Raw genomic sequence first — 21,056 nt, 5'->3', positions numbered from 1 at the left:
CCCCAATGTCCGCTGTGTGGACCGACGCACGGGCTCGCAGCTTGCTGCGGCAACTCTTTGATGCCGCAATCGCGAGCGCTGATCCGCGCATAGCCGTCACGACGCATCTGCCGCCAAAGCCCAGCGGACGCTGTATTGTTGTCGGAGCCGGCAAGGCGTCCGCGGCAATGGCTGCGGTGGTCGATGCGGCCTGGCCCGACGTCGAATTGTCGGGGGTCGTTGTGACGCGGCACGGGCACGCGGTGCCGGCGGGCGGGATCGAAGTCCTTGAGGCGTCGCACCCCGTCCCGGACCACTCGAGCGAGGCCGCGGCGCTGCGGATGCTGGATGCGGTCAGAGGGCTGACGAAGGATGACCTGGTCCTAGCGTTGATGTCCGGTGGCGGGTCCGCACTGATGGCCCTTCCCGCCCCTCCGATGACCCTCGCGGACAAGCAAGCGGTAAACCGGGCATTACTCGCGAGCGGGGCGACGATTGCGGAGATGAATGTGGTGCGCAAGCACCTGTCGGCGATCAAAGGCGGTCGGCTGGCGCTTGCAGCGCGCCCTGCGCGCCTCCTCACCCTCGTGATCTCAGACATTCCGGGGGACGATCCGGCTGCGATCGCCTCCGGCCCGACGCTGCCGGATGCCAGCACGAAGGCCAATGCGCGCGAGATCGTTCGCCGTTTCGGGATCAAGCTGCCCGACTCTGCGCAAGCCGTTCTAGACGGCGGACAAGATACGGCGAAGCCTGGGGACATTGCCGAAGATGTCCGTATTATCGCCGCGCCACTCACGGCCCTTGATGCTGCAGCGCAGCTCGCCAAGCGCGAGGGATTGAGCGCTGTTGTACTTGGGGACGCAATCGAGGGGGAGGCCCGAGAGCTCGGTACCATGATGGCCGGAATTGCCCGGTCGGTCGCTCAGCACGGGCATCCTGTAAAGGCGCCGGCCGTTCTGCTTTCAGGAGGAGAGACGACAGTTAGCATCGGTCATGGCCGAGCAGGTCGTGGTGGTCGCAATACCGAGTTCTTGCTCGGACTTGCGGTGGCCCTTGATGGAGCGGCGGGCATTTGGGCCATTGCCGGGGATAGTGACGGGATTGATGGAACGGAGGATGCCGCCGGCGCTTTGGTGACGCCAGATACCTTGCATCGCGCCGCTGCGAGCCAGCTCGATGCCCGCGCGCTTCTGACGGCTCACGATAGTTACACCTTTTTCGAGCGTCTTGGTGATCTCGTTCGAACAGGTCCCACTCTCACAAATGTCAATGACATTCGGGCCGTTCTGATTGCGCCGACTAGGCAACAGACGTCGTAAGCTGGCAAAGCTCGTTCGTTCGCCTACATAAGGCGCCCGCTCGTGCGAGAGCTCCCGCGAGCGCGTCGTGCAGAGCTGCATGCTCAGAGAGCAACCATTCCACACCAGAACATCCAATCTTTGCCGATATCGACCTCGTATTTGCGAGCGAAGTTCAGTTTGCCATCGTCGGCGACGTCGAATACTGTCAACCCTGCTGGAACCGTCCGAACGGCGCCACCGTCGCGAACGTCAAGCGGCGCAACCGCAGCTGTGACCAGCATTCGTCCGGCCGGATGGATTGAGAATGTCCTGCAATGGAAGGTCAGGGTATCAATGGTCTGGATGAGCGTCGGCTCTCCGCTTGCGGGATTGATCGAAAACACGGCGACAGTATTTTCTCCCTCCCCATGGACCTTTCGGCCCGCGAAATCGATCGTTCCGTCCGAGCGGTTGGCAAGATAGACGAACCGGCCGTTGGGGTGCACGTGGATGGGGCCGACGAACTGGACCGGTAGCCTAGCTTCGTGGTTTTCAGCAGTATATCTTTCGAACAGCGGCTTAGGATCGATGCCTTCGTCACTCGTCCCATAGACCAGCAGCTGGTTGTTGCGTTCCATCGATACGAACATCCACGGTTTTTCCGGATGAAAGTCGACGTGCCGCGGGCCGAAGCCAAGTCCGTTTCCTTTAGTGATCGAAGTCTCATGCGAAAGCTGCCCCGCTTCAAATCGGAAGACTTTCAGGGCTCCGGGATCTTCGGGCTTGCCGGCGCCCGGATCGTTGCCGCGCGTCGGAAGCACGACGAGCTTGCCAGACGGTGAGACACGGACTTGGTGAGCATAGATGCCGGCATCGATTGAGCCGGACTGCTTGATTTCAACTCCGATGGAGCCGTTCTCCCCGAGCGCATGGACGGTCAGATCTGACGGCATGTTGTAAGCAACAAGCAGATAGCGCCCTGCCGGATCGAGCGTGAGGTTAACTGGGCGGTTCTTGAGAAAGACAGGCTCTCCAAATTGCTGCAGCCGCCCCGTGTCTTGATCGATCGCATAGACCGCGACCCCGTGCCGGTCGTCAGCCTTGGAGGTATACCGGTTGCTAAAAGCCACGTAGAGCAGCGGCTTTGATGGATGCTTCCAGGCGTACTGAACCGCCTCTGGCACGCGAATAGTGTCAATTTTCTGCAAGGCGAGCTTCGTGTCGTCGGCCTCGTAACACATCAGCTCGGACCCAACTGCGACGTAGAGGACCGCGCGAGCTGTGTTCTGCGCAGCAACTGCTCGTGGCGATAGCCCCGCTGCGGCAAGGAGGCCTACAAACGTACGGCGGCTGAGTGACACTGCGCGGTTCATGCGTTCAACTCCTCGTAACGTGCTGCTAAGTCTACTCGGCCTCAAAAGGCTGGGCCGGCGGGGCCGGACCAGCCTTCTGTTTATTAGGGCCGCTTTCCGGCTTCGTGAGTGGCGCGAGTCCATGCCCGAGCCTGATCCGAGAGGCTGAAGCCGAGGCCCGGTCGGTTTGGCACGATCATGCGTCCATTCACGACATGGAGTTTCTCGTTGAACATGGCTTCCGACCACTCGAAGTGCTCGACCCAGGGCTCGCGGCCGTAAGCCGCCGTCAGATGAAGGTGGATCTCCATGCAGTAATGGGGAGCGAGCTGCAGCTTCTTATGGTCGGCAAGCGCGAGGATCTTCAGGAAGGGGGTGATGCCCCCGACGCGGGGGGCGTCTGGCTGAATGAAGTCGACCGAATTGTGCCGGATCAGCTCGTAATGTTCATCGACGCTTGTTAGCATCTCACCCGTGGCGATCGGGGTTGCAAGCTCCTTGGCGAGCGCGGCATGCCCTTCGTAATCGTAAGCATCCAGCGGCTCTTCGATCCAGGTCAGGCTGAACTGCTCGGCAATGCGACCAAACCTCAGTGCAGTCGTGCGGTCCCATTGCTGATTGGCATCGATCGCCAGCGGTACGTCGCCAATATGTTTGCGCACTGCCTCGATGCGGGCGAGATCAACCATCGGGTCGGGCTGGCCGACTTTGAGCTTGATGGCGCCGATGCCCTTTTCGAGCGCCATCGAGACGCGCTCCTTGACCTCCTCGATGGGCATGGAGAGATAGCCGCCGGATGTGTTGTAGCAGCGAACCGAATCTCGGTGGGCGCCGAGCAATTTGGCCAGCGGCAGCTTCGCTCGCTTGGCCTTGAGATCCCACAACGCAATGTCAAAGGCGGCAATTGCCTGGGTTGACAGTCCACTACGCCCGACGGAAGCGCCGGCCCAGACCAGCTTGTCCCAGATGCGCGCGATGTCATTGGGATCCTCACCTATAAGTTCACCGGCAATTTCCTTGGCATGAGCGAACTGCCCGGGCCCTCCCGCGCGCTTCGAATAGCTATAGCCGATGCCACTATGGCCCTGCTCGGTTTCGATCTCCGCGAACAGGAACGCGATCTCCGTGAGCGGCTTTTGGCGGCCGGTAAGCACCTTCGCGTCGCTGATCGGTGCGGCAAGTGGAAGGAAAACCAGCGATAGCTTGACCCATGCGATTCGATCGGTGGTGGCTTCGCCGGGCGCAAGTCCCGCAGCTAGCGGATTGGCAATGATGCGTGTCGTGTTTTGCATAAAGTTCATCTGTTCGTCCTCTTTCGTCGTTGAATACTCTTCTGCGGCCCGGCGTCTATTCGGCTGGTATTGGCGCAGCGCGAGGAAGCTCGGGCCTTTCCTGAATGACGGCACGTTGAATCGGGCCCACGATGACCCAGTAGCTGATAATGGCGAGTAGGCCATGGAGGCCGACATAGAGCAGCGCGCCATTGAAGGATCCGGTCGCTGCAAGGATGTAGCCGATCGCAACCGGGGTCGTGATGCCGGCAGTATTACCGATCGCGTTGAAGACGCCGCCGGTCAGCCCGATGACTTCTTTTGGCGCGGTATCGGCCACTACGGTCCAACCTAGCGATCCAAAGCCCTTGCCGAAAAAGGCGGCGCTCATCAGGACTAGGATCAACGTGGTGGAGTCTGTGTAATTGCAGCCGATGATCAGCATCGTCATCAACAGACCAATCGTAATCGGCGTCTTCCTCGCGGTGCTTAGCGATCCGGTCCTGCGAAGAAGCCAATCTGAGAAGAAGCCGGTCATGACGCCGCCAACGAAGCCGGCGATGGCCGGGATGGTCGCCACTAAACTTGCGTCGAGTACCGAAAAGCCGCGGGCCTTGACGAGATAGCTCGGAAACCAGGAGACGAAGAACCAGGTGATGGATGTAATGCCGTACTGCGCGAGGAAGATGCCGACGAGCATGCGGCTGCGGAAGACTTCGGCCAGATCCGACCATTTTGGACCGCGCTCGGCGGAGCGCACAGGAGCTGCGCCGAGGTCGACAAGGCCGCCACCAGAGCGAATGTGATCGAGTTCAGCTGGCGCGACTTTTGGATGTTGAGCAGGCGGATAGTACGTGACGAACCAGAGGGCGGAGAATGCGAGCCCTAGGACGCCCATCACAGTGAAGATGTGCTCCCAGCCGAAGCGATGATCTAGATAGCCCATCAAAGGCGTGAAGATCACGAGGGAGACATATTGCGCGCTGTTGAAGATCGCGCCGGCAATGCCGCGCTCGCTCGATGGAAACCAGGCAGCGATGATGCGCCCAGCAGCCGGCCCGACTGGAGATTCGAACACGCCAAGCAGGAAGCGCAAGGCGAGCATGGCCAGAAACGGATAGGCGAGCCAGGCCACGCCGCTCATCAGGAACGTGACGACCGACCAGAGGATCAATCCGACCAGGATGCTGAGCTTTGCGCCGAGCTTGTCCGTGATCCAGCCAGCGGGCACCTGAGCCAGCACGTAGGCCCATGCGAAAGCGGAAAACATCCAGCCGAGTTCGACCGGGCTGATGCCAAGAGCCTTGGACATATTGGGGCCCGCGATCGAGAGCGTCGCTCGATCGCCGCTGCTTAGTGCCAGCAACATCGTGATGAGTGCCAAGATCACGAAACGAAATTGGAAGCGCGCCACTCTGCTCCCTGACATACGATCCTCCCGTCGAGGTTTTCCCGGATCGATCTCTCGCCGATCACGGAGCCCAACCTAGACGCAGGATCAATTCACGTCTAAACTCAATTTTGGATCGAGCTAATACCTTAAAGTTATCAATGATCGAATTTGCACAAATTCGTGCCTTTGTTGCGGTTGCCGACGAGCTTCATTTCGGGCGAGCGGCCAAGCGCCTCAACATGACTCAGCCGCCACTCAGCCGGCACATCCAGATGCTCGAGCAACAGCTCGATGTGACGCTGCTTGAGCGAACGAGCCGGTCGGTTGAGCTGACCGTCGCTGGAAGGGCGTTTCTCTCTGAAGCGCGAGGGCTGCTTCAGCAACGGGAGAATGCGGTGAAGGCTGCGCGACAAGCAGCCTTATTGGCTGGTGGTGCCCTGACGATCGGCTTCGTGGGTGCTACAACTTACGGGTATTTGCCTTGGCTTGCCTCGTGCTTGCGCAGCGAACTACCGCACATCGAAGCAAGCTTTGTCGAGCTGACCTCGCGCGAGCAGCTCGAAGCTCTCAAATCAGGGCAAATCGATTTCGGCTTGGTGCGCCCATTGCAGACGGCCGAGACGGTCAGAAGCGCATGCGTGTTCCGCGAGGAGCTGGCGCTCGCCCTGCCACTCGATCACCCGCTCGCGGGGCGGCGCCGGCCCGAGCTTGAGCAGCTCGATGGGCAACCCTTCATCATGTATTCGAGCGCTGGCCCCTACATGAACTCGCTGCTGACCATGGCGTTTGGAGCCGCCGGCATCCGGCCGAATGTCGTGCAGTCGATGAGCCAGGCACAAGCCATCCTCGCGCTGGTCAGCACGGGGTTGGGTCTTGCGATTGTTCCCGGAGAGACCCGCAATGCCTGCTTCGACAATGTCGTGTTTCGGCCTATCCGCTTTGGGCGCTCTATCTTTGCTGAATTGCACGCCATCTGGAGAAGTGACAATCGCAATCCTGTTTTACCGCGCCTGCGCGAGCTTGCCTTTCGGGACGAGGGCAGCGGTGTCCGCCGGCCCTTGCAGCTGCAGCCCTAGAGGCCACTAACCAGAACGCGGACCCGGATTCGGTCCGCCACCGCCGCCCTGGGGTGGCTCGTCGCTTACTTCTGCAATGATGTTAAATGGTTGACGAAAGGTCGTAGTGAAGGCCCTGCGTCACTTCGATAAGATTTATCTTATTGTCAACCTTGTGTATTATAAGAAAAAGCTTATTACCGCGGGAAATATTAATATGGTATTCCTTATAGATTTATCAGCTCGTTATATGGTATATCTTATCGGATGAAAGACGCTATCCGGCATCTCGACAGCCGCTTTGCCGCGCTCCGAGCGCTCTCGCACTCCCAGCGCCCTCCCAAGGGCTGGATTCGCGCGATCCGCGACGCCCTCGGCATGACCACCGCCCAATATGCCAAGAGGCTGGGGGTTTCGCAGCCACGCATCGTGGAACTCGAAAAATCCGAGCAAGGCGGCAGCGTAACCCTCAATACGCTTCAACGCGCGGCCGAGGCCCTCGGCTGCAGGCTGGTCTATGTGCTTGTACCCGACCGCCCCCTCGCAGAAGTTGTAACCAAGCGAGCTGCTGAGGTCGCCGAGCGGCAATCACGAGCTATCGAGCAAACGATGCGGCTCGAGGACCAAGCGGTGGAGGACAATCAGGCTGCCCGCGCGCTTCGGGAACAAGCGATCGAGGATTTGTTGAAACGCCCCGCGCGCCTCTGGGACGACGAATGACTGAGACTGATCTGCATGCCGCCGACGATCACGCGACACCGCTGACCCCTCAGGAGCGCGAAGATCTTATCCCAACGCACATTACCTTACGTAGCGAGTTGAACGAACTGGAGCAGCAGAACATCGCGACGGCAAACCGCTGGGCGTTTGGCCGCCGCAAGGTTCCGACGCGGGAAAGTTTTCTCAAGAGTTTGCATCGGCGCATGTTCGAACGCGTCTGGCGCTGGGCTGGAAAATTTCGAACGACGGAGCGCAATCTTGGTGTCGCGCCACATCTGATCGAAATTTCGCTGCATCAGGTGCTCGACGACGCAAGGTATTGGATTGAGAACAACACCTATCCACCGGACGAACTTGCGGTTCGCTTCCATCACCGCCTCGTATCCGTACATCCGTTCCCAAACGGCAACGGTCGCTGGTCACGATTGGCTGCTGACTTGTTGATCGTGCAGCTTGGGGGCCGGCGCTTTACATGGGGCGCCGCCGGCTTGCAGACAGCCGGCACCGCACGCAGGGCCTACATTGCAGCGCTTCAGGCTGCCGACAACCATGATTTCGGGCCCCTCATCGCTTTCGCGCGATCATAAAATGCCCGGCCCACCATCGGGCAAACCCTAACTAAACCAAGGCGCTTTCCTTAGCTAACTCGGTCTACGTCGGAATCAACAGCAGGGATCCGCAGATTTCGCCTGTAGAGCAGCCGTTCGAACGCATACTGTGTGAGCAAGAGATCGAAAGGCTCGTTACGCTGTTTGCAAGATTGAGCAGGCGGCCACGGATGGATGCTCCGACATTCGTCAGCGGCCTACGCATTCAAGGTCAGCGTCTCAAGGCGCGGCTGAACGATTTTGTCCCATATGCCGGCTTCGGCGGCGTATTTTGCGATTTCGGAGGGTGTCGCTTTGCGCAGTCTGATCGCGTCTTTCATCGCTTGCGTGGCGTGCGCAAGGCCTGTGGGGACGTTGTAGAAGGCTTTTTGACGTTGGCCGCTCTTGAAGAGATCGACGATAGTTTTGGCCGGTGTGTAGATCGGTACCGAGATCCCTTCGATGGTGTAATGCTTGATCCCCTTGTCAAACTCCTTGGGACCAAAGCGCGTAATTTGAATGCGAGGCCGCGCAATCTTGGGCCGCCAGTCGCGCGGACCGATCGCCATCCATACATAGGGCGGGATGCGGTCTGTCAGCTCATGGAAGGCGAGCGCAGACTCGTAACAGATGACGCCGTTTCGAATGAGTTTCGCAGCAACTGCGAGCGAGTGGTTACTGTCGAGCAGTGCATCGGGTAGCTGGTAAAGGCCGCGGCTGAGCTGATTGAGCGTGCCCTTCTGTTCCATTCGGGAAATGGTTGCGGCCGTGATCCCTTCCTGGAGAAATTCAGAAAGGCGCATCATGCCCCGCTTCTGAAGAAGCGAGATCGCCCTATCCCTCTGGCGTTGTGGTTGCTTCCTCATGGAAACCCGCATGATACAAAACCTTGCAAGTGTCAAGATTTTGCACAAGGAGTTATATCAATGCGACGTTCCCACAAGACAAATGCCTTTTTGAAACCAAGCACATAACCCCTCGCTTCACTGGCTCGGAATCTGCCCCTCCGGGTCTCACCATGTGGGCAACCCGGCTGGATGAGGCGCACCAAGCCTGCGACAGGCTGGATGGTCTCGTCTCGTGAACCTAAAATTGGGCCATGTCTGAACACGAAGTCGAGTGGTCGCCGGAGCTGATCCATCCTAAGAATGTCGCCGGGACGGCGCTTCTGGGAAAGGCCTGCGATATTCTCGAGCTGATCGGCAGATCACCCGGCGTCCTCGACCAGGCGCGTCTTGCGGACCAGACGGGCATCCCCAGGGCGACCCTGTATCGCATCCTTGCGGCGCTGATCTCGCGTGGACTGATCCGGGCAGATCCGCGCACCCAGGCCTACACGCTTGGTTTCAACTTTCTCGATCTTGCACAGAATGCTTGGTCGTCGTCTGACCTTGCGTCAATTGCGTCCGTAGAGTTGAGGCGCTTACGCGATTTGACCGGTGAGACCGCCTATCTCGCGGTTCAAGACGGTCACCACGTGCTCTCGCTCGGCCGCTTCGAGAGCGCACATTCCGAGCGATCCAATGCGAGGCTCGGCGCGCTTAAACCGATGCATTGCACAAGCCAGGGCAAGGCGATCCTCGCTCATCTCTCCGACGCGCAACTCGACTTGGTGGTCCGCGACGGGCTTGCCAAGTTTACCGAGAAGACGATTTGTGACGGCGAGCAGTTGAAGGCACATCTGGCCATCGTCCGTGCGCGCGGCTATGCGATCGATGACGAAGAGATAGTTCTCGGCACCCGCTGCGTCGGAACGGCTATTCTCGATCCCGCCGGCAAACCGCTTGCGGCCATCAGCGTGGCCGGCCCGACTTTTCGCATCACCGCCGAGCGCGCCGAACGATTAGGGCAAGAGCTCGTTGATGTCGCAAGACGGATTTCGAGCCTGCTCGCACCTGCCATCAAGAGCGCTCGGCATGATCCGGGAAATTACAAGGTCTGGACGAAGAGCACAGCCTTTGTGGGCGCGGCGCCGCGCTGGGATGCGCGCGCGCAGAACTTGGTTTGGGCCGACCTGTTGGCGCCTGCTATCCGCGCCGACGGCGGGCATCCCTTCACCGTCTCGCTGCAGGCGCTCTCTGAGGGCATCAACTCGCTGTGCCTTGTCGAGGGCGGCGTCGCCTATTCAGTTGGCCATGACATCGTGATCGACAATTTATCGGGCGGCCAGGAGCGCATTGAAGGAAAGCCGGGTATTTCCTTCAAAGTGCTGCGCGTCTCGGAGGCTGGTGAGATCTGGGCAGCAGCCTACAGCGCCGAGGCCAACATAAGCCTGGTTGGACCGTGGCGACGGCAATCGGGGATGGAACCGGTGTTCGAAGTGCAAGGCCAGGTGAGCGACATCGCCTTTTGCGGTGATGCCGGCCTGTTCGCGACGGAGCCATCGCGTCAATGCGTCTATCTGCTTGAGCGAAAGGCGGCGCGAAAGCGAAAATTCGCCGATATTCCGAAGGTCGCGGGCGCTCCTTGCGCCCTCGCCGTCGACGAGCAATTTAACCCATGGGTTGGATTGTCGGACGGCTGGAGCGTCGTGAAGCTTAATGAGAGCGGAGAGATTGAGCGAACCGTCGCCCTCCCCGTGCCAAGACCAACCGGTATCGCGTTTGGAGGAGCCTCCCTGTCCGAGCTCTTCGTGACCAGTGCCCGCACCGGCCTGTCGCGCGAAAGCCTCGCCAATGCTCCTCTTTCGGGACACCTCCTGTCGATCGATGTCGGCGAGCGCGGCCTCGCCGATCCAGTCGCAAGGCTTTGACCCAGGCCACTCGCATTATGCCCCAAAGCAACACCGTACCCAAGATCATCTCACTGCAAACCTTTCCGGTGCGCATTCCGTTCGCCGATGGCGGCCCGGGCACGGGCGGCACGCCGTCCCGCTGGCATCGCCTCGACATGGTGCTGATTCGTATCGAAGATGAGGATGGGCATGTCGGCTGGGGCGATGCCTTTGCCTATTTCTGCTTGGAGGCGGTGCGCGCGGCCGTCGATCACATGATCGCGCCGTTTGTGACCGAGGCAGCCATCGACGATATCGCTGCCTGGAACCTGGAGGTGCAAAAGAAACTTCATCTCTTTGGACGCTACGGCATAACCATGTTCGCGCTGTCAGGGGTCGACATCGCGCTGTGGGACTTGAAGGCGAAACGGCAGGGCGTGCCGCTATGGCGGCTTTTCCGGGCGAATGCGCCGACGCACCGGCCGGCCTATGCGAGCCTCGTCAGGTATGGCGACAAGGACCTCGTCGCTGAGCAATGCAAGCGGGCGCTCGAGCGCGGCTACCGGCACATCAAGCTTCACGAGATCGCCCCGGATGTAATCAGGCACGCGCGCGAGGTCATCGGGCCCGGTGTCGCGCTGATGGTTGACGCCAATTGCGCCTGGTCCATGCAGGAGACGATCGCTTTGCGAGAAACGTTCCGCGCCTGCAACACCTTGTGGGTGGAGGAGCCGGTATTCCCGCCCGACGACTACAAGAGTATGGAGGAGATTGAGAAGGCCGCAATCCCCGTTGGCAGCGGTGAGAACGCCAGCACGGCCTTTGATTTCATGCGGATCATCAACGCTGTTACCTATCCACAGCCGAGTATGACAAAAGTCGGCGGGATCTCCGAATTCGTCAAGATCTTGGCCGCATGCGAGCGACACGGTAAGAGCGTCATGCCACATACGCCTTACTTCGGGCCGGGATATCTTGCGACCCTGGCGATGCTGCCTTTGATGCAGGAGAAGACGCTGATCGAGTTCCTGTTCGTCGACCCTGAAGTGTGGCTCGCGAGCACACCGAAGCCGGTGAAGGGGGTTGTCAGCGCATCTGATCGCATCGGCATCGGCTTTGAACCAGATCTCGATGTCCTCAAGCGCTACGCTCCCCGCACCTGATCTCAACATGTGAGACGGCGCACTCGCTGCGAGCTTGATAGGCCTTCCGCCGAGCACTGCTGCCGCTATGGTGATGCCTGAAGGCAAGCATTGCACTGCTTGCGCTGGTTTAGATTCCGTTCTTGGAGGTAGATACGCATGGCTCCGATTGCTTCCCAAACCCTCGAAAAGCTGAAGGCCTGCTCGACAGCGACGCTGACCACGCAGCTCTTCAAGCGCAACTATCGTCAGCAATTCCTGGTTGGGATCACGCCGCTCAATCCGAGCGCTGGTGCGTTTGCCGGGGAGGCTTTCACCTTGCGCTTCATTCCCTCGCGGGAAGACAAGGACTGGGATCTTTCTGATCTCCGCAAGCGGGGTGAGGACAATATGCAGTGGGAGGCCGTGGAGGCGATTGGTGCAGGCCAAGTCCTGATGATCGACAGCCGCAACGACCCGCGTGCCGCATCGGCCGGCAACATGTTGATGACGCGCATGATGCGCAAGGGCGTTGCGGCAGCCATTACCGACGGCGCATTCCGCGACGGGACAGAAATCTCAAAAATGGCGTTTCCCGCTTACTGCAGGGCCAACACGGCCTCGACGCGCCCTGCCTATCATCGCGCGGTTGACATGCAATTGCCAATCGGCTGCGCCGATGTTGCCGTTTACCCCGGCGACATCATCGTCGGGGACAGCGATGGCGTCGTCGTCATCCCACGTGCCATCGCCGAGGAGGTGGCGGAGGAGTCTCATGAGCAGGAGCTGCGCGAGAGATTTCTATTCACCAAGATCGATGCTGGCGCGCCTCTTTGGGGCACCTACCCGCCGAACGAGGCAACGCTGAAGGAATACGCGGAATGGCGAGCCCGGCGAGCGGCGGAGTAAAGCGATGGGTGCGCTCACGAAAGCCGCGCAGGCGGAGGCCTTGATCCGCCGATACTTTCAAGCCTGCAACGATGCCGATCACCAGGCGCTGCTGGACTGCTTCACGAGCAATGCTGTCCACTATTTCCCACCCGGCCTGCCTGGTGCGCCCTGGCGCGGCGCTCAGGCAATAGCCGACGGCTGGGTCTGGTGTGTCAAAACGATGGGATCGCGCTGGACCATTGAGAAGGTTCTGGCCAGCTCGGACGGCCACGAAGCGGTGATCGAATGGACCCATTGGAAGACGGCCCTTGGTGAGGTGCTGCGCGGCGATGAATGGTACGTCTTCAACGACGACGTCACACGGATTGCCGAGATCCGGGCCTACTATGCCTCTCCCGTCAACAAGGCCGAGACAGTCAACAAGCTGCATGACTTCGACTATGAGGCCAGGGGCTATGCCATGGCGCCGCCCTCGCCTCCGCCCAAATTGTCCTGAAGCGCCCGGGCCTGTTCATGACCTCACTGACCGGAAAGACACGCGTTCATGCGCTAATAGGCTCGCCTATTTCGCAGGTGCTGGCACCGGGCTGGCTGACCAAGCGAATGGAGGATGCCGGATATGACGGTGTGCTGGTGCCGCTGCAGGTCGAGAGAGGCAATCTTGACACGGCTCTGGCGGCCCTCAAAGCAATGCTCAACATCGACAGTATTCTTATCACGCTGCCACACAAATTCGGGGCGATCGCGCATTGCGACCGCCTGTCTGATCGCGCCAAGGTCCTCGGGGCGATCAACGCCATGCGACGAGAACAGGACGGCCGCTGGCTCGGCGACAATTTCGACGGTGCCGGTCTGACTGCCGGATTGAAGAAGGCGGGCCATGCCATCGCCGGCAAAAACGTGTTCATGGTCGGCGCGGGCGGTGCAGGCTCCTCGATCGGCGTCTCCATGCTCGAAGAAGGCGCCCGCCGGTTGACCTTCCACGACCTCGACGCGTCAAACCAGAACAGCCTGTTTGACAGGCTTAGTAAGGCATATCCAGGCAAGGTCTCCATCGATACTGCCGTTCCTCGCGATTGCGATATTGTCGTCAATGCGACGTCGGCAGGCTTGCGGGACGGCGACCCGCTACCAGTCGATCCCGCTCAACTTGCGCCGCACATGATCGTTGCCGACGTTATCACCGATCCGGTCCCGACAAGGCTCCTGTCGGAGGCAGCCAAGATTGGCTGCGCCACGCGAGACGGCACGCACATGCTGGATGGACAGATCGCGCTTCTGTTCTCCTTCATGACCTCTGGTCATTGAGCATCAGACCGCTCACTAACGGCGACAGTCTCACGAAGTGAGACGATCTCTCGCGGACAATGAAAGACGGGCTTCACGTTGAAAGCCGCGCTCGCTAACGTTTCGCGCAATCATAACAACAATACTTGGCACTCTGGAGGAGACACTTGCGAACGCCATCGAGGCGGTCGGGCCAAAGGAATCGATCGCCGCCTGCTCCCTGAGTGGTCGCTCTGCCTGGCACCGCCGCGACGAGAATAACGCCGGGGCGGAAGCGGATGCGCTCCGAATACCGAGTCCGAATCGACCTCTTCTAGCCGAAAATCTGGGCGTAGCTCTAATTCGAACAGTCAATTGCCATCGGGAGGATTGAAAATGAAGACTCTTGCTAGAGTTTTGACAGCTGCTGTTGTCTCGCTGGCCCTCTTGGGGCAAACAGCGACAGCCGGGACGCTTGAGAAGATCAAGTCCGCGGGTATCATTCGCATCGCCGTCGATCTCAGTGTCCCTCCCTGGGCATTCAAGGACGAAGACCTCAATCCCACTGGCTCGGAAGTCGAAACAGCTAAGCTCTTGGCTGCCGATCTCGGCGTGAAGATGGAGATCGTGGGGACGAACAGCGCCAATCGCATTCCTTTCCTGATGTCGCATCGCGCAGACGCAGTCCTTTCGGCCTTGTCGATCACTGATGAGCGCAAGAAGCTGATCGCGTTCTCGCTGCCATATTCTGGAGCGACGTCCTATGTGGCAGCACCGAAGAGCATGCAGATCAAGACGTTCGCTGATTTGTCGGGAAAGCGCATTGCCGTCACGCGCGGCACGACGAACGATGCGGATGTGACTGCGGCGGCCCCGCGAGATGCGGAAATCGTGCGCTTTGAGGATGAAGCAACGACCATGACGGCGGTCGTGTCCAACCAGCTTGACTTGGTCGCGCAGGTGCCGACCCTTGTCGACCTGATCAATAAGAAGAACCCGGCCAAAGAGCTTGAGCTGAAGCTGCCGCTTCGGACCGCGCCTATGGGTGTTGGCATGCGTAAGGAGGATACGGATCTGAAGGAATGGGTCGACAGCTGGGTGAAGAAGAACATCGCCAACGGAAAACTCCAAGCGATCTTCAAGAAGTTTCAGGGCGCCGACCTGCCCCAGGAAGTCATCGCCGCGTCTCAATGACATGGCCTACGGCCCTTGAAACGAGCAAAGTCCTATGACTTACAATTTCGACTTCGCAGCCGTGCTGGCTTATTGGCCGCTCCTGTTGGAGGGTATCTGGACGACGCTACGGCTCACTTTATTCTGCACGGTGTTCGGCATCCTTTTAGGTGGTGCCTGCGCCGTGGTCCGGACCGGCGGGCCAACCTGGGCCCGTTGGATCGTCTCCTTGTATGTGGAGTTCATCCGCAATACGCCGCTGCTCGTGCAGTGCTACTTCCTAATCTTTGGCATTGCGAGCATGGGAATTCGGTTGCCCATCCTGGTTGGTGCGACCATCGCGCTGACGGTCAATATCGGAGCTTATACGACTGAGATCGTGCGTGCGGGCATTGAATCGATCCATCGCGGCCAGCTTGAGGCGGCGACCTGCCTTGGACTGTCGCGCACCCAAACCTATCTGCATGTGATTATTCGGCCAGCGCTGGAGCGCGTCTATCCGGCGCTGTCGAGCCAGTATGTTCTGTTGATGCTGGCCTCGAGCATCGTGTCCTCGGTTGGCGTTGAGGAGCTATTCGGGATCTCTAACCGTATCCAGAGCGAGACTTATCGCAATTTCGAAATCTTCGTCGTGCTCGGCGGCATCTATCTAGGTCTCGCCATACTGGTACGTGGGGGTTTTGCTCTCCTCGGGCTTGCGATGTTTCCTCGCCGCCGCAAGCTCGGAACCCCGCTGTGAGCATGGAGATAGCAGATGAATAGCGCCTACATTCTCTCGTTGCTCCAGGGGCTATGGGCGACGGTCGTATTGAGCCTGTTAACTTTCCTGTTTGGCGGCATCGCCGGCTTCATCGTCGCTCTGGCACGCATCTCGCGGAATTGGGCGATTTCGCGCGGGGCGGCGGCCTATATCGAGATCATGCAGGGACTTCCGTTGCTCGTCCTCATGGGTCTGTGCTTTTACGGGCCGAGCATTTTGGGCTACGACTCCTTATCTCCGCTGACGGCAGCGACCTTCGCGCTCACACTTTACAGCAGCGCCTATCTGGGCGAGATCTGGCGCGGCTGCATTCAGGCGGTGGCGAAGCCGCAATGGGAAGCCGCAGAGTGCCTCGGCCTGACGCGCTGGCAGCGCATGAGGGCTGTCATCCTGCCGCAAGCTCTGCGCATTGCCATTCCACCGACAGTCGGCTTCTTGGTCCAGATCGTCAAGAACACATCGATCGCCTCACTTGTGGTCGGATACGCCGAGCTCTCCTACAACGCAAAGATCATCAACAACGCAACATTTGAGCCGTTTCTCTACTTCGGCATCGCTGCCCTGATGTACTTTGCGATCTGCTATCCGCTGTCGGTTCAAAGCAGAGCCCTCGAAAGGAAACTCAATGTCGCCAATCGTTGAATTAAAGGACGTGCGCAAGAGCTTTGGCGAGCTGGAAGTCCTTAAAGGTGTCACCTTTGAGGTGAACAGGGGCGAAGTCGCCGCTATCATCGGCCAGAGCGGATCGGGCAAGAGCACGGCGCTACGTTGCATGGATCGCCTGGAGACCATCCAAGGCGGCTCGATGCTGATCTGCGGCCACGAGCTCCATGATGACGACATCGACTTGAAGTCTTTGAGACGCGATGTCGGAATCGTTTTTCAAAGCTATAACCTCTTCCCGCACCTGACCGTGGCCGAAAATATCATGTTGGCCCCGCGCATGGTAAAAGGCATGAAGCAGCGGCAGGCCCGCGAAATTGCGGATACTGTGATCGCCAAAGTGGGGCTGCGGGAGAAGATGGACTGCTATCCGGAACAGCTTTCCGGCGGGCAACAGCAGCGCGTAGCCATTGCCCGCAGCCTTGCCATGGAGCCTAAGTTGATGCTGTTCGATGAAGTGACTTCAGCGCTCGACCCGCAGCTTACGGGAGAAGTGTTGCGTGTCATGGAGCAGCTCGCGGCCGACGGCATGACCATGATCCTGGTGACCCATGAAATGGCCTTTGCCCGCAAGGTGGCGGACCGCGTCATTTATATGCGCGATGGCAAGGTGCACGAAATGGGATCGTCGGACATCCTGCGGATGCCTGCGACGCCCGAGCTGGCGGCGTTCGTCGCCGAATCAGCTGAGCATTAAGCTGCGGCAGTGAACGGGCGCTCAAACGGTCCATCTCAAATGGTTTGAATGGCGTTCTATGATCACCAACCAGCTTTTGACGGCCGGTGCGGCTCGACTTGGCTTCTCGGCGTCCGCTGGCGGACGCGTGACCTCTCTCGAGCTGTGCAGCAGCAAGGGTAGCGGCTTGCCGCGACGGGTCTTGCGTCCGTTCCCGGCCGGGGTAGAGCCCGCTCAGTTACTGCGCTGGCCCAAGGGTGGTATCTATCCCCTCGTCCCCTATAGCAACCGCGTGAGGGATGGGGTTCTTCTCTTCCAGGGTAAGCGGTACGAGCTTGCGGCCCATCCCGACGCGCTGCCGCATACGTTGCACGGGCATGCGCACAGGATGCCTTGGGAGACGATCTCGCTGACGCCATCGCAGGTGACGATGCGATACTCGCACAAGGGAGGCGCCGACTGGCCTTGGGCGTTCAGCGCAACTCTTAAGGTCGAACTTGAACCCTCGCGTGCCATATTTTGTCTCAATCTTCGAAACGAGGCGCAGACGCCGATGCCGGGTGGAATCGGCCTGCATCCCTATTTCGAGCACCAAGTCGATGACAACATAGAGTTTGACGCACCGATCGACTGGGCCGTGACGACGGACTATCTCGCCGCGCTGCCGGATGCCCATTCTGCCGGGCCCACAGCAGATTCATTGCCGCCCGGTGAGGTGACGCTTTATCGCAGTGGATGGCGCGGGCTCTGCGTTATTCACCGCTCGAATGGTGATCGGATTGAAATGCGAGGGGATCCTGCATTTTCGCATTTTGTGCTGCATCGGCCCGCTGATGCCGCACATCTATGCGCAGAGCCCGTCAGCCACGTTGCGGACGGGTTCAACCTGTTCGCTCGCGGTTGTGCTGACACTGGAACTGTGATTCTGGAACCCGGAGACGAGCTGAAGGGCTCTGTTGTGATTTCCATGAGTTGATAGCCGCGGATGGTCAAAGCTGCGGATGGCGTCGGACATTTGGTCTCCCTTTGCAAGCGCCGCGCCCCGGCAGGGATGGACCGTTCAGGCGAGCATTGTTCGAAAGTGCCAAACATTGCGAGACCCTAGCCTGCCAGTTGCATGCATTACCGAGAGATTCCGCTGAGCGGACGAAGTAATTCAGGGAACATAGACTGATGTGAATAGGGATAGGGTGCTGGCGAGGCGCTCACTTGGTTCAAGCGCTCCACCTCCTTGATGGAAAGTTGCCAGTCGAGGGCTGCGATGTTTTCAACGAGCTGTTCGGCCGTGCGGGCGCCAATGACGACACTTGAGACGGTTGGCCGGGCGAGTAGCCAATTGATCGCAACTTGAGACGCGCTTGTCCCGCGCTCCTGCGCGATATCGTTGAGCGCATCCACGATGTCAAAGAGCTTGGCGTCGCGCTCGGTCAGGCCTCCGAATTTCGCCGCTCGGCTGTCGGCCTGCGGCGGCCGGTCACGGCTGATCTTGCCGCTAAGCTTGCCGCCGGATAGCGGGCTCCATATGATGGCGCCTATGCCCTGATCGAAACCCGCGGGCATCAATTCGTGTTCATAGTCCCTGCACAGCAAGGAATAGTGGACCTGATGCGAGATGGGGCGCGGCAAGCCAAGCCAGTCAGCGGTGGTGGCCATCTTGGCCAGCTGCCATCCGGAGAAGTTAGACGCCCCAATATAGCGGACCTTCCCGGCCTTGATCAGTTCCTCGAAGGCGCGCAGTGTTTCCTCGATCGGTGTATTTTCGTCATAGCCGTGGAGTTGCAGCAGGTCGAGGTGATCGCAGCCAAGTCGCTTCAGCGAGGCCTCGCACGCCATTATGATGTGCTGCCGGCTCGCCCCCATTCCGTTCGGCCCGCTATGCGAGCGGTAGCCGAGCTTGGTGGCGATCAGGGCCTGCGATCGGCGTGAGCCCAGAGCCTTTCCGAGGATTTCTTCCGCCGCGCCCATCGAGTAGACGTCGGCGGTGTCAAAGAGATTCAGCCCCGCATCGAGGCATATGTCGACGAGCCGTCGGGCCTCCGATAGATCGGTCGTGCCCCACTTGCGAAAGAACTCGTTCCCACCGCCGAAAGTCGCTGTCCCAAAGGCCAGGGCTGGGATCCTCAGCCCTGAACGGCCGACACCCCTATGTTCCATCACATTGTCCTAGCCATAAGCACCCTGTGCTTGCCTCGTTGCAAAGCGGCTCATTTTGGATGCTCGATCTCGGGGGAGCGTCATCAGACTTCATCAATCACAGCGCCCATCTCGATCCGGGTCTGGCTCGACACAAGAGCACGGATCCGAGCCTTGCGGACGGGAGCGTGCCTGGAGTTACGGTGCGCCTCGACGGCCTCGTAGTCGTCGAAGAGTTCATTGGACATGAAAGTATCCGGCAGCACCACGCCATCAGGATTAACCGCCTGCAGGATTTCGAAGCGACGACAGCCAGGCTCCTCCGCCAGGGCGATTGCCGCAGCCTCTAGTAGTGTAGCCCTCAATTCCTCCTCACAACCCGCCTTCGCGACAAAGCGCGCGACGATGGCTAAAGTTCCTGACATGGCTTTCTACCTCAAGAGCGGAGAGACGGTCGCGGCATATGCCGACCGATAAGAAACAAGAAATAAGCCGCCGGTCGTCACGGGCGCGAGCGCTAGAAATCGAAAGGATCGCGCTCGACGAGACTAACCCAACGAAAGCCTCCCCTGGCGCACTTGGAAGGGGCTCAATTTAGCCGAAGGCGCAGGTCAAACCGGCAGCCCAGAGCTTCTCAGAAAGGACTGCCTGGCTTGGATCGCATCGGTTCGTGCAAACCGATGCGCTAAGATGCAAAGAACCGCTAGTCAGTCATTGAAGGGTATACCAGGCGCCGGTGTCGTCGGAAGCCCCGGCTCGGTAATGCGCGCGCAGTTGCTTGGCGTCTTTTTGCCTTCAAGTGTCTGTTTGAAGAACGCCAATGCGTCCGGGAAAGCGGCAATCAGGCCCCCGTTGTGAGTGGCACCAGGATAGGTGTTCCAAACGACCTCGTTTCCGGCCGAGCATAAGGCCGCCACGGCTGCATATTGGCGACGGGGCGGCAGTACTGAATCGGCCAGACCCGTGCCAAGCAGAACGGGCACCGGCAGCCGCACGGGCTTCATGTCGGTCGGAGACGCAAGGCTCGCTTCGATGTTCGCGATCGGTTGGACATAGGCGTTGTCGGCGGTGACAGTATCTTTCTGCGCGATCGCGCGCATCTCGCCGGTGCAGCCTTCTCGTGCTGCGCGTAAGACGAGCCTTCCCTTGTCAGTCACGAGGTTGTCTACGGGGGGTGCCTCATCGGGAAGCGAACCGCCGAGCATCATGAGGGTGAGGTAAATCGGCGAGCCAACCTTGAATGCCTCCGCAGGCCGGTAAGGGCCGTCGGGAAAGGTCGACACGACCCCTGTGGCGACTGTGGCGAGCAAGGGTACATCTGGCGCATAGTTCGGTGCGACCGTTGTTGCGCCCAAAGCTGCGCCTGAGCCTTGCGACTGACCACTGATGAAGACCTTGGGAGCGAGCTTGTCGCCATGGGCGGCGCGCGCTGCCCGGACGGCATCGAGCACGGAATGCCCTTCAGCTTCCCAGATCAGGTAAGGATGCGGGCCGGGACCGCCGAGACCCTGGTAATCGGTGGCAACGACCGCAAACCCATTCTCTAGCCATTTTTGGATGTAGGTTGCATCGCGCGGCTTGTGCCCGGCCCAGGACGGCGCGCACACGTCCGCAACGCCCAGCGTGCCATGAGCCCAGGCCACGAGGGGCCAGCCTCCGGCCGGCGGTTCTCCAACCGGCAGATACAGTGTCCCGCTCACCGGTACGATCCCGGCGTGCCAACGTACATCCGTCGAACTGTAGAGAATGCGTTCGGCGAGAGCCGCTTTCGTGATCTCCGGCTGGGCCTTCATTGGCTCTTCACGCAGCATCACGCCCGGCCTTGTGGGCAGCGGATCGGTCCAACGATAAAAAGCCGATAGGTTTTGATCGCCCCATTGGGGGCCAGTCGGCAGCGCGGTGTTCTGCGCGAAGGCCTCGGATAATGCCAAGGCCGAAAGGATCGAGATTGCGAGCACCGACTTCATTGTGAACCTGTTGGGATTGAGCTTTAGCAGCCTGTTCATTTTCTTCATCCGAT

At 59.7% G+C, this 21,056-nt stretch carries 21 protein-coding genes; 14 read left to right on the top strand and 7 right to left on the bottom strand.

Features of this window, described 5'->3' with window-relative positions; genetic code table 11:
• Positions 1 to 5: 5 nt before the first annotated feature.
• Positions 6 to 1,301: a glycerate kinase type-2 family protein gene (locus X265_RS37980; RefSeq protein WP_128955144.1), complete on the top strand. Its 1,296-nt coding sequence runs from the start codon at positions 6 to 8 to the stop codon at positions 1,299 to 1,301.
• A gap of 83 nt (positions 1,302 to 1,384) precedes the next feature.
• On the opposite strand, the gene X265_RS37975 is transcribed toward X265_RS37980, so the two are convergent.
• The 3 genes from X265_RS37975 to X265_RS37965 form a co-directional block, all read right to left on the bottom strand.
• The gene (locus tag X265_RS37975) at positions 1,385 to 2,635 is read right to left on the bottom strand and encodes a lactonase family protein (protein ID WP_164933592.1); all 1,251 of its coding nucleotides are present in this window, start codon (positions 2,633 to 2,635) and stop codon (positions 1,385 to 1,387) included.
• Positions 2,636 to 2,718: 83 nt separating this feature from the next.
• Positions 2,719 to 3,906, bottom strand: a complete 1,188-nt coding sequence (locus tag X265_RS37970; protein WP_128930202.1) for an L-talarate/galactarate dehydratase — start codon at positions 3,904 to 3,906, stop codon at positions 2,719 to 2,721.
• A gap of 55 nt (positions 3,907 to 3,961) precedes the next feature.
• On the bottom strand, positions 3,962 to 5,314 hold the full coding sequence (locus X265_RS37965; protein WP_128930054.1) for an MFS transporter: 1,353 nt from the start codon (positions 5,312 to 5,314) through the stop codon (positions 3,962 to 3,964).
• Positions 5,315 to 5,436: 122 nt separating this feature from the next.
• On the opposite strand from X265_RS37965, the gene X265_RS37960 reads away from it, so the two are divergent.
• The 3 genes from X265_RS37960 to X265_RS37950 all read left to right on the top strand — a co-directional run bounded on the left by X265_RS37960 (position 5,437) and on the right by X265_RS37950 (position 7,640).
• Positions 5,437 to 6,354, top strand: coding sequence for a LysR family transcriptional regulator (locus tag X265_RS37960; RefSeq protein ID WP_128930053.1), 918 nt, complete (start codon positions 5,437 to 5,439; stop codon positions 6,352 to 6,354).
• Positions 6,355 to 6,600: 246 nt separating this feature from the next.
• Entirely contained in the window at positions 6,601 to 7,053 is a 453-nt protein-coding gene (locus tag X265_RS37955; RefSeq protein WP_128955143.1) for a mobile mystery protein A, read from the top strand.
• Entirely contained in the window at positions 7,050 to 7,640 is a 591-nt protein-coding gene (locus X265_RS37950; protein WP_128930051.1) for a mobile mystery protein B, read from the top strand. The genes X265_RS37955 and X265_RS37950 overlap by 4 nt, the downstream gene beginning before the upstream one ends.
• 218 nt (positions 7,641 to 7,858) lie before the next feature.
• Here X265_RS37950 and X265_RS37940 read toward each other — a convergent pair whose 3' ends face one another.
• On the bottom strand, positions 7,859 to 8,506 hold the full coding sequence (locus X265_RS37940; protein WP_128930201.1) for a type IV toxin-antitoxin system AbiEi family antitoxin domain-containing protein: 648 nt from the start codon (positions 8,504 to 8,506) through the stop codon (positions 7,859 to 7,861).
• 233 nt (positions 8,507 to 8,739) lie between these two features.
• On the opposite strand from X265_RS37940, the gene X265_RS37935 reads away from it, so the two are divergent.
• From X265_RS37935 to X265_RS37890, 10 genes are all read left to right on the top strand, one after another.
• Entirely contained in the window at positions 8,740 to 10,392 is a 1,653-nt protein-coding gene (locus tag X265_RS37935; RefSeq protein ID WP_128930050.1) for an IclR family transcriptional regulator domain-containing protein, read from the top strand.
• A gap of 17 nt (positions 10,393 to 10,409) precedes the next feature.
• On the top strand, positions 10,410 to 11,516 hold the full coding sequence (locus X265_RS37930; protein ID WP_128955142.1) for a mandelate racemase/muconate lactonizing enzyme family protein: 1,107 nt from the start codon (positions 10,410 to 10,412) through the stop codon (positions 11,514 to 11,516).
• Positions 11,517 to 11,654: 138 nt separating this feature from the next.
• Positions 11,655 to 12,383 carry a ribonuclease activity regulator RraA gene (locus tag X265_RS37925; protein WP_128930048.1) on the top strand — a complete coding sequence of 243 codons (729 nt, stop codon included), beginning with the start codon at positions 11,655 to 11,657 and terminating at the stop codon, positions 12,381 to 12,383.
• 4 nt (positions 12,384 to 12,387) lie between these two features.
• Positions 12,388 to 12,861 (top strand): nuclear transport factor 2 family protein, encoded by a 474-nt coding sequence (locus X265_RS37920; protein ID WP_128930047.1) that lies wholly within the window; start codon positions 12,388 to 12,390, stop codon positions 12,859 to 12,861.
• A 17-nt stretch (positions 12,862 to 12,878) separates the two neighbouring features.
• Positions 12,879 to 13,673, top strand: coding sequence for a shikimate dehydrogenase family protein (locus X265_RS37915; protein WP_128930046.1), 795 nt, complete (start codon positions 12,879 to 12,881; stop codon positions 13,671 to 13,673).
• 354 nt (positions 13,674 to 14,027) lie between these two features.
• The gene (locus X265_RS37910) at positions 14,028 to 14,825 is read left to right on the top strand and encodes a transporter substrate-binding domain-containing protein (protein WP_128930045.1); all 798 of its coding nucleotides are present in this window, start codon (positions 14,028 to 14,030) and stop codon (positions 14,823 to 14,825) included.
• 34 nt (positions 14,826 to 14,859) lie between these two features.
• The gene (locus X265_RS37905) at positions 14,860 to 15,543 is read left to right on the top strand and encodes an amino acid ABC transporter permease (RefSeq protein ID WP_128930044.1); all 684 of its coding nucleotides are present in this window, start codon (positions 14,860 to 14,862) and stop codon (positions 15,541 to 15,543) included.
• A 15-nt stretch (positions 15,544 to 15,558) separates the two neighbouring features.
• On the top strand, positions 15,559 to 16,206 hold the full coding sequence (locus X265_RS37900) for an amino acid ABC transporter permease (RefSeq protein WP_128930043.1): 648 nt from the start codon (positions 15,559 to 15,561) through the stop codon (positions 16,204 to 16,206).
• Positions 16,190 to 16,924 (top strand): amino acid ABC transporter ATP-binding protein, encoded by a 735-nt coding sequence (locus X265_RS37895; RefSeq protein ID WP_128930042.1) that lies wholly within the window; start codon positions 16,190 to 16,192, stop codon positions 16,922 to 16,924. The genes X265_RS37900 and X265_RS37895 overlap by 17 nt, the downstream gene beginning before the upstream one ends.
• 58 nt (positions 16,925 to 16,982) lie before the next feature.
• Positions 16,983 to 17,879, top strand: coding sequence for an aldose epimerase family protein (locus X265_RS37890; protein WP_128930041.1), 897 nt, complete (start codon positions 16,983 to 16,985; stop codon positions 17,877 to 17,879).
• A gap of 146 nt (positions 17,880 to 18,025) precedes the next feature.
• On the opposite strand, the gene X265_RS37885 is transcribed toward X265_RS37890, so the two are convergent.
• The 3 genes from X265_RS37885 to X265_RS37875 form a co-directional block, all read right to left on the bottom strand.
• Positions 18,026 to 19,057: an aldo/keto reductase gene (locus tag X265_RS37885; protein WP_128930040.1), complete on the bottom strand. Its 1,032-nt coding sequence runs from the start codon at positions 19,055 to 19,057 to the stop codon at positions 18,026 to 18,028.
• A gap of 83 nt (positions 19,058 to 19,140) precedes the next feature.
• Complete coding sequence (locus tag X265_RS37880) at positions 19,141 to 19,461, bottom strand: putative quinol monooxygenase (RefSeq protein ID WP_128930039.1); 321 nt, start codon at positions 19,459 to 19,461, stop codon at positions 19,141 to 19,143.
• Positions 19,462 to 19,743: 282 nt separating this feature from the next.
• Positions 19,744 to 21,051: a lipase family protein gene (locus X265_RS37875; protein ID WP_232995552.1), complete on the bottom strand. Its 1,308-nt coding sequence runs from the start codon at positions 21,049 to 21,051 to the stop codon at positions 19,744 to 19,746.
• Positions 21,052 to 21,056: the final 5 nt, after the last annotated feature.

The sequence above is a fragment of the Bradyrhizobium guangdongense genome (genome assembly GCF_004114975.1).
GTDB classification, from domain to species: Bacteria; Pseudomonadota; Alphaproteobacteria; order Rhizobiales; family Xanthobacteraceae; genus Bradyrhizobium; species Bradyrhizobium guangdongense.
Note: the sequence above shows the minus strand (reverse complement) of the source record. Positions and strands in the feature narration are given on the sequence as shown.

What these genes read in the sequence shown, in the direction of transcription:
- X265_RS37980 (WP_128955144.1), top strand. Translation starts at nt 6, where the DNA reads ATGTCCGCTGTGTGGACCGACGCACGGGCTCGCAGCTTGCTGCGGCAA.
- X265_RS37930 (WP_128955142.1), top strand. Translation starts at nt 10,410, where the DNA reads ATGCCCCAAAGCAACACCGTACCCAAGATCATCTCACTGCAAACCTTT.
- X265_RS37970 (WP_128930202.1), bottom strand. Translation starts at nt 3,906, where the DNA reads ATGCAAAACACGACACGCATCATTGCCAATCCGCTAGCTGCGGGACTT.
- X265_RS37935 (WP_128930050.1), top strand. Translation starts at nt 8,740, where the DNA reads ATGTCTGAACACGAAGTCGAGTGGTCGCCGGAGCTGATCCATCCTAAG.
- X265_RS37965 (WP_128930054.1), bottom strand. Translation starts at nt 5,314, where the DNA reads ATGTCAGGGAGCAGAGTGGCGCGCTTCCAATTTCGTTTCGTGATCTTG.
- X265_RS37875 (WP_232995552.1), bottom strand. Translation starts at nt 21,051, where the DNA reads ATGAAGAAAATGAACAGGCTGCTAAAGCTCAATCCCAACAGGTTCACA.
- X265_RS37910 (WP_128930045.1), top strand. Translation starts at nt 14,028, where the DNA reads ATGAAGACTCTTGCTAGAGTTTTGACAGCTGCTGTTGTCTCGCTGGCC.
- X265_RS37925 (WP_128930048.1), top strand. Translation starts at nt 11,655, where the DNA reads ATGGCTCCGATTGCTTCCCAAACCCTCGAAAAGCTGAAGGCCTGCTCG.
- X265_RS37880 (WP_128930039.1), bottom strand. Translation starts at nt 19,461, where the DNA reads ATGTCAGGAACTTTAGCCATCGTCGCGCGCTTTGTCGCGAAGGCGGGT.
- X265_RS37895 (WP_128930042.1), top strand. Translation starts at nt 16,190, where the DNA reads ATGTCGCCAATCGTTGAATTAAAGGACGTGCGCAAGAGCTTTGGCGAG.
- X265_RS37960 (WP_128930053.1), top strand. Translation starts at nt 5,437, where the DNA reads ATGATCGAATTTGCACAAATTCGTGCCTTTGTTGCGGTTGCCGACGAG.
- X265_RS37950 (WP_128930051.1), top strand. Translation starts at nt 7,050, where the DNA reads ATGACTGAGACTGATCTGCATGCCGCCGACGATCACGCGACACCGCTG.
- X265_RS37885 (WP_128930040.1), bottom strand. Translation starts at nt 19,057, where the DNA reads ATGGAACATAGGGGTGTCGGCCGTTCAGGGCTGAGGATCCCAGCCCTG.
- X265_RS37915 (WP_128930046.1), top strand. Translation starts at nt 12,879, where the DNA reads ATGACCTCACTGACCGGAAAGACACGCGTTCATGCGCTAATAGGCTCG.
- X265_RS37900 (WP_128930043.1), top strand. Translation starts at nt 15,559, where the DNA reads ATGAATAGCGCCTACATTCTCTCGTTGCTCCAGGGGCTATGGGCGACG.
- X265_RS37955 (WP_128955143.1), top strand. Translation starts at nt 6,601, where the DNA reads ATGAAAGACGCTATCCGGCATCTCGACAGCCGCTTTGCCGCGCTCCGA.
- X265_RS37920 (WP_128930047.1), top strand. Translation starts at nt 12,388, where the DNA reads ATGGGTGCGCTCACGAAAGCCGCGCAGGCGGAGGCCTTGATCCGCCGA.
- X265_RS37905 (WP_128930044.1), top strand. Translation starts at nt 14,860, where the DNA reads ATGACTTACAATTTCGACTTCGCAGCCGTGCTGGCTTATTGGCCGCTC.
- X265_RS37890 (WP_128930041.1), top strand. Translation starts at nt 16,983, where the DNA reads ATGATCACCAACCAGCTTTTGACGGCCGGTGCGGCTCGACTTGGCTTC.
- X265_RS37940 (WP_128930201.1), bottom strand. Translation starts at nt 8,506, where the DNA reads ATGAGGAAGCAACCACAACGCCAGAGGGATAGGGCGATCTCGCTTCTT.
- X265_RS37975 (WP_164933592.1), bottom strand. Translation starts at nt 2,635, where the DNA reads ATGAACCGCGCAGTGTCACTCAGCCGCCGTACGTTTGTAGGCCTCCTT.